Here is a 16,879-nt window from a genome sequence, read left to right as displayed (position 1 = left end):
CGCTTCGGACGCCTGGTGCTCAGCCGGGTTGCTTGGCCATGACGACCACACCCGGCCCGCTGTGCTCATCCGCGGGGAGCCGAAGTTCGGCGACCGGGTGCAGTCCGGCCTGCTCGATCAGGTCCACGAGTTGTTCCGGCCGCCATTTGTGTGTCGTCCAGCGAACGGGTACATCGCCGTAGGCCTCGGTGCGCACGACGTCCTCGTCGCCGACGTGTGTCGCCGTGATGAGGTGCCCGCCTGGCTTCAACGCGCGCGCGAACAGGGCGAGGACCTGCGGAAGCACGTCGCGGGGGAGGTTGAACAGTGACCACCACCCGAGTACGCCGCCGAGGGACGCCTCGCCGAGGTCGAGTTCGGTGGCAGAGGCGACGCTGAAGCGGCACTGCGGATGGAGGCGGCGCGCGTTCTCGATCATGCGAGGGGAGAGATCCACTCCGGACACGTCGAGCCCGCGTTCGGCGAGGTAGGCGGTCACCGTTCCGGGCCCGCAGCCGACGTCGAGGACGGGCCCGAGCCCGCTCACGGTGTCGGCGAAGGCGTCGATCGGCGCCTTGAGCCACGGATGTCTACGGATGTCGCCCATCCCCGTCGTCGTCACCATGTGGGCGTAGTTGTCGGCCACCCGGTCATAGGACTCACGTACCACGTCGAGATCGGCTGGGCGGTCAATGTGTTGTGCGCGCATCGCGCAACGATAAGACCGTGCGGGGACGTTGGGACGGGTGGGGGGCCTGGCTCGCGACCCGGAGTCGCGGTGGAGTCTCGGTTGCCGACCAGATCACTCCGTTACGGGCAGGCACTCGGCGAGCAGGTCGACGACGTCGCGCCAGGCTCGCTGCGCGTGCTGGGGGTGGTAGGCGACGCCGGGGACTGTGGGGTGGTCGACCGGAGGGTGGTGGAAGGCGTGCAGGGCGCCGCCGTAGACCGAGAGGCGCCAGTCGACGCCCGCGGCCTGCATCTCGGCGGTGAACGCGTCCCGTTGCTCAGCGTGCATGATCGGGTCCTCCGACCCGACCCCGGCCCACACGGGGCAGCGGATGCGCGCCGCCTCGCCCGGTCGGCCCGTGGTCAGCGCGTTGACCGTCCCGATCGCGCGCAGGTCGACGCCGTCGCGCCCGAGTTCAAGACCGACGGCGCCCCCGGTGCCATAGCCGACGGCGGCGATCCGGTCGGGGTCGGTCCGCGGTTCGGTGCGCAACACGTCGAGCGCCGCGTGCCCGATGCCCCGCATCCGGTCGGGATCGGCGAGCAGTGGCAGGCAACGGGCCAGCATCTCCTCGGGGTCGGCCAGATAGCGCCCGCCGTGAAGGTCGAAGGCCAGCGCTATATATCCCAGCTCGGCCAGAGCGTCGGCCCGGCGGCGCTCGACGTCGCTGAGCCCCATTCCCTCTGGTCCGAGCAGCACCGCGGGCCGGCGGTCGGCACCGGCCGGGAGCGCGAGGTGCCCGATCATCGTCAAGCCATCGGCCGGGTACTCGACCGTACGCGTGGTAATCGTCGCCATGAGACTGGACTGTAGAGATCAACCGAGCCCGGTCGGAAGGCTGTTCACGGCTGGCGGAACAGTGAGGGTGTGCCACTGCACTGCGGCGATGGCTTACGAGGTCCCGTGCCCGAACAGGCGGGATCGGGCCGGGCCGGCCCGGTTCCGGCCACCGTTCGCGGGGAGTTGTCCGCGATCTTTCCCGGAATTGTCCGTGATCCGTAACAGACGCATCCTCTGGCCAACGTTCCTCGTCCTGCCAGGTGGTCGCGAGGTGACCGGGGATCAGCGAGGGAATGCGGGAAAAGGGGCGGACATGGCACGGCACGTCGGCGGGCGGGTCTGGTACGGCAAGGTGGTCGGGGCGGCGCTCGGGGTGGCGGTGCTCGCCACCGGTGCCTCGGTGTGGACCGCGCAGGCCGGTGCCGGCGACGCGTCACCGAAGGCGGCCGCCTCGGCCACGCCGGACAGCGACGTCAAGCCGGTCGCGACGACCATCGCGCACGCCTCGGACGCGGGGGCGCGCGGCGTCAACATCACCATCGACGACGGCCCCGACCCCAGGTGGACCCCTCAAGTGCTCGACCTGCTGCGGGAGTACGGGGTGAAGGCCACGTTCTGCATGGTGGGAACGCAGGCGCAGGCCCACCCGGACGTCGTGAAGAAGGTGGTCGCGGACGGGCACCGGCTGTGCGACCACTCGGTGTCGCACGACACCTCCATGGACAAGAAGCCCCAGACCTACCAGTCGCAGGAGATACTCGACGCCGAAAGCATGATCACCAAAGCGTCCGGGGGCGTACGGCCCATGTACTACCGGGCGCCCGGCGGGGCTTTCACCCCGTACAGCCGCGAGCTCGCCGCGTCCCGGGGCATGCGCCCGCTGGGCTGGAACGTGGACTCCAAGGACTTCGAGCGTCCGGGGACGGACGCCATCGTGGCGACCGTCGAGCGGGAGCTGCACAACGGACCGACACTCCTGTTCCACGACGCGGGAGGCGACCGCACCCAGACCGTCGCGGCCCTGCGCCGCCTCCTTCCCCGGCTCAAGGAGCAGGGTTACTCCTTCGGCTTCCCGGTGCGCTGAGCCCCGACCCCGGCCGGTCCCGGCGTATGTGGCCCCGGACCCGCACGCCGCCAGGCGCAATTGACAAGAACCGCGTTCCCCCATGGCCGACGGGCAGTCGGCGGCATCAGGTCAGCCCTCTTCGTGGCGGGCGAGCCCTCGACATACATACGGTCAGGGGCTCGCCCGGCCGCGATCTCTAGTGCACTCGGTATATCTGCCCCGTCTGCGCCCCCTCGATCGAGCGGATGTACGCGGTCGCGACGCGTGCCGCCGGGACTGCTTCCATGCCCGCGAAGAACGGTCCGTAGGCGGGCAGCGACTCCTCGACCACCGTCGGGCTCACCGCGTTGATCCGCTGCGGCGCGAGCTCGATCGCGGCGGCTCGTACGAACGCCTCGACCGCGCCGTTGGCCGCGGACGCGGCGGCCCCGGCCACGATCGGCTCGTCCGTGAGGATCCCGCTGATCAGTGAGAACGAGCCGGTCGCGGCCACGTGCCGGGTGCCTTGACGGACCAGCTCCAACTGGCTGAGCGTCTTGCCGCGCAACGTCGCCGCGAAGTCGTCGGCGGTCAGCTCGGCCAGCGGCTTGAACACGGCGTCGCCCGCCGCTACGGCCACCGCGTCCAGCGGACCGGCCTGCTCGTAGAGCCGGGCCACGGACTGCGGGTCGGTGACGTCGGCGATCAGGTCCCCGCGCGTGCGGCCCACGCCGATCACCTCGTGGCCGCGCTCCGTGAGCGCCGTGTGCACCGCGGAGCCCAGCGTGCCGGCCGCGCCGACCAGAAGAATCCTCATAACTCACCATCCATCGCCTGGAAACGAATGCCCGGGACGTGCCGGGCGGCCCCAGGGGAGTGCCCCCGGGGCGGGGGGCCGGGCGACCACCCGGCGCATCCGACGCTACGGGTCGCGCTCGGCGCCCGGAAATGCCGTCTGGACAGGGACTATGCTTCCCAGGCATGGATGTGGAACTGCGTCACCTCAAGGCCCTGGCCGCCATCGCCGAGGCGGGCACGGTCACCGCTGCGGCCGCCCGACTGCACATGACGCAGCCCGCTCTCTCCCGCACCCTCGCCCAACTGGAGGCGCGCGTGGGGGTCAGCCTGGTGGACCGTTCGTCCCGGCATCTGGACCTCACCCAGGCCGGTGAGACCCTGCTGGGGCACGGGCGCGCCATCCTCGCCCATCTCGACGCGGCACTCGCCGACACCCGCGCCGTCGACCGGCCGCTGCGCGTGGGCTACACCTGCGCGGTCCTCGGGCAGCAGACCGTCCCGCTGCTGCGTACGTGGCGCCAGGAGCACCCGCACGCGCCGCTCGAAGTGGTCCGCCAGGACAACAGCACCGCGGGCCTGGCCACCGGTGACACCGACGTGGCGGTGCTCCGTACCGTCCCCGCCGATCCGCGCATCCGCACCGAGGCCCTGTACACCGAGGACCGGGTCGCCGCTCTGCCCGACGACCACCCGCTCGCGGGCCGCGACACGGTGCGTCTGGCGGAGCTCACCTCCGGCCCGGCCCTCCCCCTGGCCGTATGGCCGGACACCGGCACCGCCTCGGTGGACCTCTGGCCCCCGGCGCAGCGCCCGCACCGCACGATCGCGGTGCGCAACGTCGACGAGTGGCTGAACCTCGTCGCCACCGGCGGCGCGTTCGGCGTGGGCGCGGCGGGCACGGCGGAGAGCCACGGCCACCCGGGCGTGCGCTTCGTCCCGCTCGCCGACGCGCCCGTCACCACGGTCTACCTCGCCCGCCCGGCCCACCCGACCCACCCGCGTACGGAGCAGTTCCTCGCGGCGGTACGGGAAGTGGTCAGCGCGTAGTCGGGCGTGAACCGAAGGGCGGCGGCGGGATCTGGGTATCGTCGACGTAGCCGTCCCCGAGGTATTCGATCACCTCGTAGCTTTCGTCGATGATGGCGTAGCGGAAGGTGTCGCCGGGCTGCATGTGTACGCGCCCGTTGACGACCCGCTGGGGTGGGTCCGACGGCCGGGCGGCGTCGCCTCCCTGGGGGCCGCTGCCCGTGTAGCACTGGAGCTGCTGGCCCATCAGCCGTCCGGCGTCCTGGTTGTCGGTGGCCTCGATGTACATGATGTGTGCGGGGGCGCCGCCTTCCGCGGCGATGTTCGGCGGGTACTCGTCGCGGTCGATCTGGCCCAGCCGGTTGCCCTGCGGGCCCTGCATCTCCGCGGCCGTGAGGTTGAACAGCTGGCTCTGGGCGGGCGAGCCGCGCAGTGAGTCGCGGCGGCGGTCGACGCCGGGGGAGTAGGTGAGCCGCCAGGGCGCCCCCTCGGCGACGGCGTCCCGGGCGTTCGCCACCACTCCGGGCGTGGCCGCCTCGTACAGGTAGATCAGCCAGTTGCCGTCCTCGTCCCGGCGGGGTACGTCCGCGGGCAGCGGCGGCGGGCAGGCGCGGCGCGGCGGCGGGGTGGGCGCCGGGTAGGGGCGCGGGCGCAGGTGCGGGCGGGGGCGCGGTGTGGTGGTCGTCGGCGATGGTGTGGTGGCGAGCAGGTTGTTGGCGATGCGCTGGAGTCCGGCGAGCATGGCGGGAACGTTGGCGGGCCCGCACTGCTGGCGGCCGCCGTTGTGGGTGAAGAGCCCACCGCTCCCCGCGGTGCCGACGACGTAACTGTGGCTGCGGCTGTGCACCGTCGGCTGCAGCCATCGGCCGCCGGTGGCGCCCGGCTGGACGTATTCGAGCTGGGTGACATGGCCCGTGACGGGGTTTCCGTTCCGGCTGAGGCCGCGTACGGCGGCGCCGGGCCACAGCATCCGCACCGGGAACCAGCTGCCCATGACGGACGGGGCCGGCTGCCCGCCGAGCTCGGGGTGGGAGACGGGAAGCAGGGACAGCAACGTGTCGGGGGACGCGAAGTAGGCCTGGGTGTCGTCGGGGTGGTCGTCGAGGGAGAACTCGACGCGGTAGGCCCCGGACTGCGGCGCCGTGGCGATCGAGGTCAGGGGGGCCGGGAGTGCCGGACTGCCCTGCCGGTCGAGGGTGGGAACGGAGACCGGCGTTCGGCTCAGGGTGTCCCGGAGGTTCGCCAGCGTCCGAGTCACCGGGGTGGGGCTGTTGCCCTCGTGGACGATCGCGGGTGTGTCCGAGCGCCAGCCGTTCTGGCACGGGCGGCCCCGTTCCCAGGTCTCGTGCCCGTTGAGCTTGTCCAGGTCTCCGGGCGCGTACCAGTAGGCCGTGTTGCTGAGATCGCTGCCGTGGTTGGGAGTGAAGGTGTACGAGGTGGAGTCGTTGGTGCCGTCGATGTCCTGCGTACTCGTGGTGACCCGGGCCGTGGTGTCGCGGTCGGCGTAGGACCATTCGTGGGTCATCGGGAACGTCAGGCTCAGCTCCACCGCCCGCTGCGGGCCCAGGTCGGGCAGTCGGCAGTTGAGGTACGGGGCGTTCGGCGCCACCGTGCACGGCGCCGTCGGCTCGGCGGACCAGGGGAGATCCGCCGGGGCGTCGCCCGGTGGCGTGCCCAGCGGCACCGTCGTGCCGCGCAGCGCCGGTCTGCTCGCCGCCGTGCTGTAGTCCAGCGAGTGGGGCGCGTAGCCCACCCAGACCATGACCTGTTGGGCCACGGCCGGACCGGCGTTGAAGAGGTAGAGCGTGACGGTCTCGCTCTGCCCGTACGCCAGGTTGGTGTTGTAGACGCGGCGCTTGGAGGCGATCCTCAGATCCGTCTGGGCGATCGGACCCAGCCCCACACCGGGCGGATCCAACTGACGCAGCGCACCCGGAGTGTTCCAGTACGCCGTGTTGCTCAGGTCCGACCCGTGGTTGGGCGTGATGGTGTACGTGGCCGTGTTGTTGTCCGGCACGGGGTCCGAGGTGGCCGCGCTCACCGTCGCCTGGCGGGTGCGGTCCGCATAGGAGGTCTCGTGGGTCATGGGGAAGCGCACCCTCAGCTCAAACGCCTCCTCCGGCCCCAGATCGGGCAGCGCGCAGGACAGGGTCTCGGTGCGTGACTGAACGGTGCAGTGAGGCTGTGCGGCCGAGCCCTGCCAGCGCACGGTTCCCTCGGCGATCGCCTTCGACGGCTGGACGTTGACGATGCGCGCCCGACTGACCTCCGCGACGGCGGCGGCGCCGTCCATAGACGGCGCGTACCCCACCTCGCTCCTGACAGTGTGCGCGGTGTCGGGGCCGGCGTTGTAGACGTAGAGCGTGATGGTCTCGCTCTGCCCGTACCGGAGGTTGTTGTTGTAGTACGCCCGCTTGGACGCGATACGCAGATCCGACGTACCCCTGCCGACGGCGGCGGCCGTGCCCGACAGCGCGAGGCCGACCGTGCCCACCAGGGCGAGCGCGAGCACGAGAGCCACCACGCGCCGGGCCGTCCGCCACAGGCGCGTCGGCCACAGGCGGGCAGGCGGTCTTCCGGCGGGCCCGCGTCGCGGTGGCTTCGGCATGGTCCTGCCTTTCGGTCCGGCACAGGGGCATTCCGGACCATCCTGAGCGCCTCGCCGGAGATCGTGCCAGCGAGGCGCGGCCGGATAGGTGACTGGGCGTCAGTTAGCAGAGGAGAGGCGCCACAGGCCGGTGACAAATCCCTTCTCGATCGCGCCCAGGTATGAGTGTCCAGTGCCCCAGGAGTTCGTCGGGCGCCTCAGCCCAGCGCCTTGTATCCCTTCAGGCCCGAGCCCGCCGGGATGCCGCCGCCCTGGAGGCCCGGGTAGAAGTACAGCTCGCCGTTCGCGCCGGTCGCCCAGGCGCCCGACTTGCCGTTGCCCGTGACGTCGGGGGTGGCCGTGACGAGCGGGCGGGACGCGGGGGTCCAGCCGCTGCCGATCACCTTGGGGGCGTCGCCCAGGCCCTCGCCCTGCGGGCCCTTGCCCTCGTACAGGCGCAGGTCGCCGTTGGTCCGGTCGCGGGCCAACAGGTCGACCCGGCCGTTGCCGGTGTGGTCGCCCGGCGCCATCAGGTCGTACGCCGACCAGCCGCCCTCGCCGAGCAGGACCGGTGGCTGCTCCAGGTACTCGTCCAGGTAGCCGGAGGGCGACCCGAAGTACAGCCAGAGGTGGTCGCCCTTCTTGACGATCAGGTCCGGGTGCGCCGCGCGGTCGTCGGGGCCGATGACCCCGTCGCCGTCCAGGTCCAGCGGGCCGTCCACGTCACCGATCGCCAGGATCTGGTCCGCGCCCCGGAAGTGGGCGTTCTCCTCGTCCCAGACGTTCAGTTCGCGCCGCTCGGTGACGTCGGGCGCCCCGGTCCCGTCGTTCGGGTGGATCCAGAGGCGGTCGCGCTTCTCGGTGGTGTCCGGGATCAGCGCGAGCAGGTCCTGGAAGCTGTCGTCCGTCCAGTCGCCGCGCGCGGTGATCTTCGCGTTGCCGTAGGCGCCGGGCGCGGAGGCCGGGCCGATGGTCCTGGTCGCCTTGCCGGTGCCGTCGCCGAAGTAGCGCTGGAGGGTGCCCTCGCCGTCGACCGCCCACAGGTCGGGGTGGCCGTCGCCGTTGATGTCGCCCGCCTTGTCGGGGGTGGCGGGGCCGTTGGCGTAGAAGAGGTAGCCGCGTGCGTCGGAGCGGTTGCCCGCCCGGTCCAGACTGCGCACGTTCAGGGTGTGTGGGCCGGCCTTGGCCGGGGTCAGTTTGATCGTGACGTCACCGCCGATCGCGGCGGGCTCGACGGTCCGTACGGTTGTGTCCGTCGTCGACCAGTACTCGTACGAGGCGATGTCCTTGCCCCCGCCGTTGGTGACGGTGAAGACGCCCTCGGTGCGGACCGGCGAGGTGTTCGCGGGCCAGCCCTCGGCCCCGTCGGGGAACTGCGGCGAGCTCACGCCGGGCTGGTGGCTCGGGCGGTCCTTGTAGACCGTGAAGCGGCGGACGCCCGTCCAGCCGGACTGCGTGCGGCCGTCGTCGGCGCGCACCTGCCAGGAGTAGGAGGTACGGTCGGCGAACTTGGCCTTGGGGACGGTCACGCGGGCGACCGTGCCGCTGGTCACGGAGACGGTCTGCTCGAAGATGTTGCCGGCGGTCGAGCCGGTCGGCCAGACCCGGAAGTGGCCCTTGACGGTGCCGCCGTCGGCGTCCGTGACCTTCGCGTACAGCTGTACGTCGGTGTTGCCGACCGCCGAGTACGGGCTGGCGTCGCACTGGGTGGCAGGGCTGGTGCCGAGGCCCGCCGGGACGCTCGGCGCAGTGTTGTACTCGGTGGAGACGACGGCCGACTTGGCGTCGAACTTCTTCCAGCCGAAGGTGTCCGACTCACTGGCCCGCAGGCCCAGTGTCATCGTCTGCCACTTGTTGCTCTGCGCCTTCTTGGCGTTGGCGGTGTTGTCGAACTCCAGGTTGCCCGCCGGACAGCCGGTGCCCCAGCCCCTGGCGTCGGTGACCGTGGCGAGCTTGTTCGACCAACCGGGCTGCTTGTTCCAGGTGGTGGCGGAGCTGATGGTGCCGGTGTCCCACAGCTCGACGGGCTTCTTGGTGCAGGACCAGGAGTGGGTGTTCTTGATCCGGAACGTCGACTTGACGATCTGCTTGTCGGCGTCGTGCAGGTTGCGCGCGTCCATGGTGAAGAACGAACGCCAGACGCCGCCGGTGTCCTGCTCGTAGCCGACGCGGGCGACGTTGTCGCTCTTGTTCCAGTACGACGTCGTCGGGTAACTCTTCGAGACGGCCGTCCAGTTGTTGCGGGCGCCCGAGACGTACGGGTCGATGTGGACGGGGAAGACCGTGTCGGGCGCGGTCAGGAGCTTCTGGTCCGGGGCTATCTCCAGGGCGCCGCCCGCCAGCTTCGCGGGCATCGTGGTCTCCTTGGCGCCCACCGCCGGGGTGAAGCCCTGTGCCTCGACGGCGGGCTCGGCCTGCGGCGCGGCGAGCGCGGCACCCATCGAGCGCGCCTTGAGCGGCGGGGCCTGGCCCTCGGCGACGCCTGAGCTGTCCCACATGGAGGGGGTGGGGGCGGTGAAGACCTCCTGGCCCGCCGGGTTGACGGCGGTGAGGTTGCCGGCCGCGTCGGCCTTGGCCGTGACACCTTCCGTGGTGAGCGCGAAGCGCAGCTTCTTCAGCTCCGTACTGGCCGCCGCCTCCCGGTTCTTGACGACCAGCAGCTGCTGGTAGCCGGTGACGGACGCGCGCAGCTTCAGATCCACGCCGGGCAGGACCTCGGCATAGGTGGCGGTGTCCCCGGAGAGCTTCGGCTCGGGGAGCTCGGCCGCCCAGTCCAGGGTCATGGAGCGGCCGTCGCGGGTGATGGTCGCCATCGGGGCGTCGCCCCCGCCGGAGAACTCCATGCCGACCGTCGTCGCCTTGGGCCGCACGGTCCCGTCCGCCGCCCTCACCAGCGTCGGATCGGCGTCCACCAACTTGCCCGCCTGGCGGACCCGGATCGGCACGGCGTGCGTTTCACGGGTGAAGGTGCCCGACGGGTTGGCGTACGTGGTGGAGAGCTCGGTGCGCTGCGAGGTCACCTCGACCGGCTTGCCGGTGTCGGCGGCGCGCTCGGATGCGCGCTGGGCTCCGGTGGGCGACACGGCGTCAGCGGCCGGGGATCCGGAGGCGGGTGCGGGTGCGGCGAACGCGGCGCCCGGCGTGGCCAGGGCGGTGAGTCCGGCGGCGAGGGCACAGGCGACCAGGGGGCGCCAGGCGAGGAGCGCTCTACCGCTGGGCGATGGGGGAGTGGGCAAGGCTGGCCCTTTCCGACGGTCCTCAAGGGGCGTCAAATGGCGCGGTGCTGCGCGGATACGGGAAGTGGATGAGTCAAGAGAAGGTAATGGATGCGTCTTTCGGTCGCGTGACCGGGGGCGTCCGTCTTCCGATTCGGGACCTATGGGGATGGGGAGTTCGAGTATTGCGGGACTTTGGTCCTGATCGTTTCGGGACCTTCGGGGGGTCGATGAAAGGTAAAGAGTGCGTAATGTCGCTGCGGTTCCATTTCTCAACATGGGGGCGGCGTGCGCGCTTTCACTCAACGGTCCGGCAGAGCGGGACGACGGAAATACGCGAGGCGGTGGTCGGGCCGCAGGGCCCGGGTCACGGCGGCGTCGTCCATCCTGTTCGTGATGGGCGGTTTCCTGACCGCCGAGACGGCGGCGGCCACCAGCCGCCTGGCACTTCCCGAGTTGGCCAAGGACAAGCCCGTACCGGTCTCCCGGGTCAAGTCCGCCGTCGCCGATGACGGCCGGGTCAACGAGGCGGACCGCGACGCCCGACGCGGGGCGCCGGATGCCGAGTGGCCCGGCGCGGACACGGCCGACGTCCGCATCCCCCGTGCCAAGGGCGCGTTGGCCGAGGCCAAGGGGCTGCCGGTCGAGGTCGGCCCGGCGGGCGACGCCGAGGCCGCGCCCGAGCGGGCGCAGATACAGGTACTGGACCGCGAGGCGAGCGACAAGCTCGGCGTGGACGGCGTCCTGATCGCCGTACGCGGCACACAGGGCGCCGAGGCCGCCTCCGGCAAGGTCAGACTGACCCTGGACTACTCCGCGTTCGCGGACGCCTTCGGCGCGGGCTGGGCCTCCCGGCTCTCCCTCGCCCAGCTCCCCGGCTGCGCCCTTCAGGACCCGGGCAAGAAGAGCTGCGGCAGTGGTACGGCTCTGAAGACCGCGAACGACACCGACGAGCAGACACTGTCCGCCGAGGTCGCGCTCCCCGCGTCCGGCGACGGCGGCGGTGAGCCCGTCTCCCGCGCCAAGCGTTCCCTCACCGGCTTCGCCGCCGCCCCCGGCGTCACCCTCCTCGCCGCGACCGCCGCGCCCCAGGGCGGTGGCGGCGACTTCAAGGCCACGCCGCTGACCCCCTCGGGCAACTGGGCCGCGGGCACCTCGGCGGGCGGCTTCACCTGGTCGTACGAGATCCAGACCCCCCAGGTCCCCGGCGGCCTTGAGCCCGAGCTGTCGCTCGGCTACAGCTCACAGGCGCTGGACGGCCGCACCGCCGCCACCAACAACCAGGCCAACTGGGTGGGCGACGGCTGGTCCCTGACCGAGAACTTCATCGAGCGCCGCTACGCCTCGTGCAACGACGACATGAAGTACGACGGCAGGACCGGCAACAACACCGCCAAGAACGGCGAGCAGTGCTGGCGCAGCGACAACGCCACCATGTCGCTGGGCGGCCGGTCCCATGAGCTGGTGAAGGACGACAAGTCCGGCACCTGGAAGCTCAAGGACGACGACGGCACCCGCATCGAGCGGCTGAACGACACCGCTCGCGGCAACGGTGACACCGACGGCGAGTACTGGCGCATCACCACCACGGACGGCACCCGGTACCACTTCGGCTACAACCGCCTCCCGGGCTGGGAGAAGGGGAGGACCGAGACCAACTCCACCTGGAACGTGCCGGTCTACGGCAACCACGCGGGCGAGCCGGGACACAAGGCGTCCTTCGCGGACTCCTGGCAGAACCAGGCCTGGCGCTGGAACCTCGACTACGTCGTCGACCCCAACGCCAACGCCACGGCCTACTACTACGCGGCCGAGACCAACCGCTACGCCCGCGACTTCAACGCGGCGACCGGCAAGGGCACCCCCACCGAGTACGCGCGTGGCGGCCACCTGGTGCGCATCGACTACGGCCTGCGCGCCGACGACGTCTTCGGGGCCAACGCGGCAGCCGCCAAGGTCGAGTTCGAGGTGAGCGAGCGCTGCCTGGCGAACTCCTCCTTCGACTGCGCACCCGCCAAGATGACGGCCGCCAACGCCACGCACTGGCCCGACGTCCCGGTCGACCAGCACTGCACCACGGGCGACTGCAAGAAGAACATCGCGCCCACGTTCTGGACGACCAAGCGCCTGACGAAGATCACGACGAAGTCCCTGGTCGGCTCCGGTTACCAGAGCGTCGACAGCTGGGAGCTGCGCCATCAGTTCCCCGACCCCGGTGACGGCTCGGCCCCGGCGCTGTGGCTGGCCGGTATCACCCGTACCGGTCACACCGGCGACAAGCCGCAGCAGCTGCCCGAGATCACCTTCATGGGCCAGCAGCTCGCCAACCGCATCGACACCACGGGCGACGGTATCCCGCCGCTGGTCCGCTACCGCGTCTACCGGGTCGACACCGAGACCGGCGGTTCGATCGGCGTCACCTACTCCGGCGCCGACTGCAAGCCCGGCGACCTGCCCGACGAGGCGACCAACACCCGCCGCTGCTACCCGGTGTACTGGTCGTCCGCCGACTCCCCGGCCGCCGACTACAAGCCCAAGAAGGACTGGTTCCACAAATACGTGGTGACCGAGGTCCTGGAGAACGACCACGTCGGCGGGGCCCCGGCCCAGCGGACCGCGTACTCCTACTCGGGCGGCGCGGCCTGGGCCAGGAGCGAGGACGAGTTCACCCGGCCCGAGCACCGCACGTACAGCGACTACCGGGGCTACGGCGAGGTCCGCACGCAGGTCGGCAGCGGCTCCGACGGCCGCGTGATCGACACCCGCACCCGCTACTTCCGCGGCATCGAAGGCGCCGAAGTCGCCGACTACGAAGGCGTCAAGAGCGCCGACCACCCGGCCTTCGCGGGCATGGAGCGCGCCGAGGCCGCCTACAACGGCGCCGAAACGGTCTCCGAGGAGGCGTCCGTCCCGTGGCGCCGGGGTCCGACCGCGACCCGGGCGCGGCCCGGACTTCCGGCGCTGGCCGCCGAGCAGACCGGCGTCCAGAGCGAGAGCGGCCGCACCCCGGCCGCCGGCGGCACCTGGCAGCGCACCAAGGCCGAGCGCACCTTCGACGCCTACGGCATGGTGGCCACCGTCACCGACCACGGCGACCTCGACAAGACCGGCGACGAGTCGTGCACCACGACGAGTTACGCGCGGTCCGCCGCCAACATCGCGGCCAACATGGTGGACCTGGAGTCCGCCGAGAAGACGGTCACCGGAACCTGCGCCGCCCCCGGCGCCGAGCTGATCGCCGAGAAGCGCAGCACGTACGACGCCCGGGGCAACACCGTCACGGAAGAGGAGAACGACGGCAAGGGCACCGGCTTCATCACGGTCGCCCGCACCACCTACGACGTCCACGGCCGTCCGCTGACGGTCACCGACGCGGCGAACGCCAAGATGACCACGGCGTACACCCCGGCGACCGGGGCGGCGCCCACCAAGACGACGGTGGTCAACCCGCTGGGCCACGCGCTCACCACCGAGATGGACCCGCGCCGGGGGCACCCGCTCGCGGAGACCGACGCCAACGGCAAGCGCACCGACGTCGCGTACGACGGTCTCGGCCGGCTGACCTCGGTCTGGGAGCCGGGCCGCCCCAAGGCGGACCACCCGACCTCGCCGAGCGCCGCGTACACGTACACCGTCTCGCGCTCCGCGCCGCCGGTCGTCACACAGACGACGCTCACGAGCGACGGCGCCACCGAGACCACATACACGATCTACGACGGTCTGCTGCGCGAGCGCCAGACGCAGCAGCCCGCCGCGTCCGGTGACGGGCGGGTCGTGGAGGAGAAGCAGTACGACTCCCGTGGCCTGGAGTGGAAGACCTTCGACTCGTACTACGCGACCGGCAGTCCCGACGGGAAGCTGGTCGCGGCCGACGACACCAAGGCGCCGGCCGTGCTGCGGACCGTCTTCGACGGCGCGGGCCGCCCCACCGACGTGATCGCGATGAAGTACGGCGACGAGACGCGCCGCACGGTCACCCGGTACGACGGCAACCGCACCACCGTGATCCCGCCGAAGGGCGGCACGGCGCGCACCACCGTCACCGACGCGGTCGGCCGCACCACCGAGGTCGTGGAGTACACCAGCCAGGACCGCACCACCTCGCAGTCGATCAAGTACGCCTACGACAAGCGGGGTTCGCTCACCCGGGTCACCGACCCGGCGGGCAACGTCCGTGCCCACGGCTTCGACGCGCGCGGCCGCGAGATCCGCACCGAGGACCCGGACCAGGGCGTCACCACCACCACATACGACGACATGGACCGCCCGGTCGCCACGACGGACGGGCGCGGGGTGACGCTCACCTCGGCGTACGACGTGCTGGGCCGCAAGACGGCACTCAAGGAGGGCGCCAAGACCCTCGCCGAGTGGACGTACGACAGCGCGGCCAAGGGCGAGATGAGCGAGGCCCACCGGCTGATCGGCGACCAGGTCTACACCCAGCGGATCACCGGATACACGGACGACTACCAGCCCAAGTCCATGGACGTGGTCATCCCCGGCTCCGAGGGGGGCCTCGCCGGAACGTACAAGTGGGGCTTCGCCTACAACCAGTACACCGGACTGCTCACCCAGATCGCACAGCCCGCCATCGGCGACCTGCCCGCCGAGCGGGTGGTGACCCGCTACGACGCCAGGGACGAGGCCCAGGGCCTCACCGCGGGCGGCCGGATTCTGGTCAACTCCTCGACGTACGATGCCTTCGGGCGGGTGATGCGCACCGAGTACAACGACAGTGCGCGCCGCCTCTACCGCAGCTGGGCCTACGACGAGCACACCGGAGAGCTGCTGCGGGCCACCACGGACCGCACCCTGGCGCCGCAGCGCGTCGACGACACCCACTACGGCTACGACCCGGCGGGCAACGTCACCCGGATCACCACCGAGACCGGGCAGGACAAGGCCAAGGTCACCGACACCCAGTGCTTCGCCACCGACGCCCTGCAACGCCTCACCCAGGCATGGACGTCCAAGAGCGACTGCGCCGGTGCCCCGGCCAAGGACAAGGTCGGCGGTCCGCAGCCGTACTGGCTCTCCTACAGCTACGACGCGCTGGGCAACCGCACCCAGGAAACCCGGCACGACGTGGGCGGCGACACCGCGCGCGACACGGTCCGCTCCTACGGCTACGCCAAGCCGGACGGCGCCAAGCCGACCGCGCTGACCTCGGTCGAGTCGAAGACGGGCACGGCGGTGGGGCCGACGGAGACCTTCGGCTACGACGCTGCGGGCAACACCGTCACGCGGAAGACCGACGGCCGCGACCAGAAGCTCACCTGGGACGCGGAGAACCAGCTCGCCTCGGTCGAGGAGAAGGGTGGGGCCACCACCTCGTACACCTACGACGCCGACGGCAACCGCCTGATCCGCAAGGACGGCCAGGGCTCCACTCTCTACCTTCCCGGCGGCAACGAACTGACCCTGGGCACCGACGGCAAGAAGGCCGGGACCCGCTACTACGAGATCGACGGCGACCCGGTCGCGGCCCGCACCGGCGGCGAGATCCAGTTCCTGTTCGCCGACCACCACGGCACGGCCACCACCGCCGTGGACGCCACCACCCAGAACGTCACGCACCGCGCCCTCGCCCCGTTCGGCGAGGACCGGTCGGCGGTGTCGGCGGGTACAGGCGTGGCGGCCGCGGGAGCGCTGGCGGCGGGCCTCGCCTGGCCGGGCGACCGGGGCTTCGTCAACGGCACGAAGGACGGCACGGGACTGACCCAACTGGGCGCGCGTGCCTACGATCCCAAGCTGGGCCGTTTCCTCAGCGTCGACCCGATGGTCGACCGGGGCGAGTCGCAGCGCATGAACGCGTACGCCTACGCCAACAACAACCCGGCCACCTTCTCCGACCCCGACGGCCTCTTCTTCGGAAAGATCAAGAACTGGGTGAAGAAGACGACCGAGAAGGCCGTCAAGACGGTCAACAAGGTCGCCAAGAAGGTGGTCAAGGCCACGAAGAAGGCGGTGGTCACCGTCAAGAAGGTGGTCAAGAGGGTGGTGAAGAAGGTGCAACGGGTCGTCAAGAAGGTGGCCCGGGTCGCCAAGAAGGTGGTCAAGCGGACCATCAAGGTCGTCAAGAAATACGCGACGAAGAAGGTGCAGTCCTTCAGCAAGAAGGTGAAGAAGACCTCCAACTACATCAAGCAGAAGTCTTCGCAGGGCTGGTCCAAGGCGAAATCGGGCGGGACGGCGATGGGGGGTGGCATAAAGCGGGGCTGGAACGCGGCGACATCGACCGGGATGGCCGATGTGCTGGGGAAGGTGAGCACCCTCACGGGTGCGGCTGCTGGAGTCCTGGCTGCCACCGGGTTCCTGTTGCCGGTGGCCGGAGCGCTGGGAGCGGTATCCCTGGGTACCGGAGTGGCCAGCGCGGGAATCTATGCGGGACGCGAGGGATTCGGCAGCCAGAACTTCAAGAACGCGGCCGTCGGAGTCGGGCTCGGAGTCGCGGGCGGCGGGCTCGGTAAACTCGCCGGACGTGGTGCGCAGGCCATGGGAGTACGTGGATCCCGATTTGTCGGTGGCGGCCTCAAGGAGATCCTTCCCGTCGGCCCGAGGGGCAACGTCATCGGCTACGGCAGGTATATGTCGGCGAAGTACGACGCCATGCCCGCTGCCGTAGGGGCGGCCACGACGGACTGGAACGACTGGTCAATCGGTAGCCGGTAGCGAAGTATCCGCGTTCTGACCAGACGAGACGGGTGGGTGCGACCCCA

General features: G+C 70.9%; 8 protein-coding genes. 3 read left to right on the top strand and 5 right to left on the bottom strand.

The window, feature by feature from the left end:
• Positions 1-19 precede the first annotated feature (19 nt).
• Both ACGFRG_RS01650 and ACGFRG_RS01645 read right to left on the bottom strand, forming a co-directional pair.
• Positions 20-688: a class I SAM-dependent methyltransferase gene (locus ACGFRG_RS01650; RefSeq protein WP_393260256.1), complete on the bottom strand. Its 669-nt coding sequence runs from the start codon at positions 686-688 to the stop codon at positions 20-22.
• 93 nt (positions 689-781) lie between these two features.
• Positions 782-1,507 carry a dienelactone hydrolase family protein gene (locus ACGFRG_RS01645; RefSeq protein WP_393260253.1) on the bottom strand — a complete coding sequence of 242 codons (726 nt, stop codon included), beginning with the start codon at positions 1,505-1,507 and terminating at the stop codon, positions 782-784.
• 295 nt (positions 1,508-1,802) lie between these two features.
• On the opposite strand from ACGFRG_RS01645, the gene ACGFRG_RS01640 reads away from it, so the two are divergent.
• Positions 1,803-2,573 carry a polysaccharide deacetylase family protein gene (locus tag ACGFRG_RS01640; protein ID WP_361416857.1) on the top strand — a complete coding sequence of 257 codons (771 nt, stop codon included), beginning with the start codon at positions 1,803-1,805 and terminating at the stop codon, positions 2,571-2,573.
• 178 nt (positions 2,574-2,751) lie between these two features.
• Here ACGFRG_RS01640 and ACGFRG_RS01635 read toward each other — a convergent pair whose 3' ends face one another.
• Entirely contained in the window at positions 2,752-3,351 is a 600-nt protein-coding gene (locus ACGFRG_RS01635) for a short chain dehydrogenase (RefSeq protein ID WP_393260250.1), read from the bottom strand.
• A gap of 164 nt (positions 3,352-3,515) precedes the next feature.
• Here ACGFRG_RS01635 and ACGFRG_RS01630 point away from each other — a divergent pair, with 164 nt between their 5' ends.
• A complete protein-coding gene (locus tag ACGFRG_RS01630) occupies positions 3,516-4,379 on the top strand; it encodes a LysR family transcriptional regulator (protein WP_361416851.1) in 864 nt (287 codons plus the stop codon).
• Here ACGFRG_RS01630 and ACGFRG_RS01625 read toward each other — a convergent pair.
• Positions 4,369-6,882 (bottom strand): hypothetical protein, encoded by a 2,514-nt coding sequence (locus ACGFRG_RS01625; protein WP_393260248.1) that lies wholly within the window; start codon positions 6,880-6,882, stop codon positions 4,369-4,371. The genes ACGFRG_RS01630 and ACGFRG_RS01625 overlap by 11 nt on opposite strands.
• 281 nt (positions 6,883-7,163) lie before the next feature.
• Positions 7,164-10,181, bottom strand: a complete 3,018-nt coding sequence (locus tag ACGFRG_RS01620) for a VCBS repeat-containing protein (RefSeq protein WP_393260245.1) — start codon at positions 10,179-10,181, stop codon at positions 7,164-7,166.
• Positions 10,182-10,556: 375 nt separating this feature from the next.
• Between ACGFRG_RS01620 and ACGFRG_RS01615 the strand changes: the two genes are divergently transcribed.
• Positions 10,557-16,832 carry an RHS repeat domain-containing protein gene (locus ACGFRG_RS01615; RefSeq protein WP_393260243.1) on the top strand — a complete coding sequence of 2,092 codons (6,276 nt, stop codon included), beginning with the start codon at positions 10,557-10,559 and terminating at the stop codon, positions 16,830-16,832.
• The last annotated feature ends 47 nt before the right edge of the window (positions 16,833-16,879 follow it).

Origin of the sequence: Streptomyces sp. NPDC048696 (assembly GCF_043198895.1) — a bacterium.
Lineage (GTDB): Bacteria > Actinomycetota > Actinomycetes > Streptomycetales > Streptomycetaceae > Streptomyces.
The sequence above is the reverse complement of the archived record's forward strand: the minus strand, read 5'-3'. Positions and strand labels throughout refer to the sequence as shown.

Excerpts from the sequence above, each read along its gene's own strand:
- ACGFRG_RS01650 (WP_393260256.1), bottom strand. The coding sequence starts at position 688 with ATGCGCGCACAACACATTGACCGCCCAGCCGATCTCGACGTGGTACGT.
- ACGFRG_RS01645 (WP_393260253.1), bottom strand. The coding sequence starts at position 1,507 with ATGGCGACGATTACCACGCGTACGGTCGAGTACCCGGCCGATGGCTTG.
- ACGFRG_RS01640 (WP_361416857.1), top strand. The coding sequence starts at position 1,803 with ATGGCACGGCACGTCGGCGGGCGGGTCTGGTACGGCAAGGTGGTCGGG.
- ACGFRG_RS01635 (WP_393260250.1), bottom strand. The coding sequence starts at position 3,351 with ATGAGGATTCTTCTGGTCGGCGCGGCCGGCACGCTGGGCTCCGCGGTG.
- ACGFRG_RS01630 (WP_361416851.1), top strand. The coding sequence starts at position 3,516 with ATGGATGTGGAACTGCGTCACCTCAAGGCCCTGGCCGCCATCGCCGAG.
- ACGFRG_RS01615 (WP_393260243.1), top strand. The coding sequence starts at position 10,557 with ATGGGCGGTTTCCTGACCGCCGAGACGGCGGCGGCCACCAGCCGCCTG.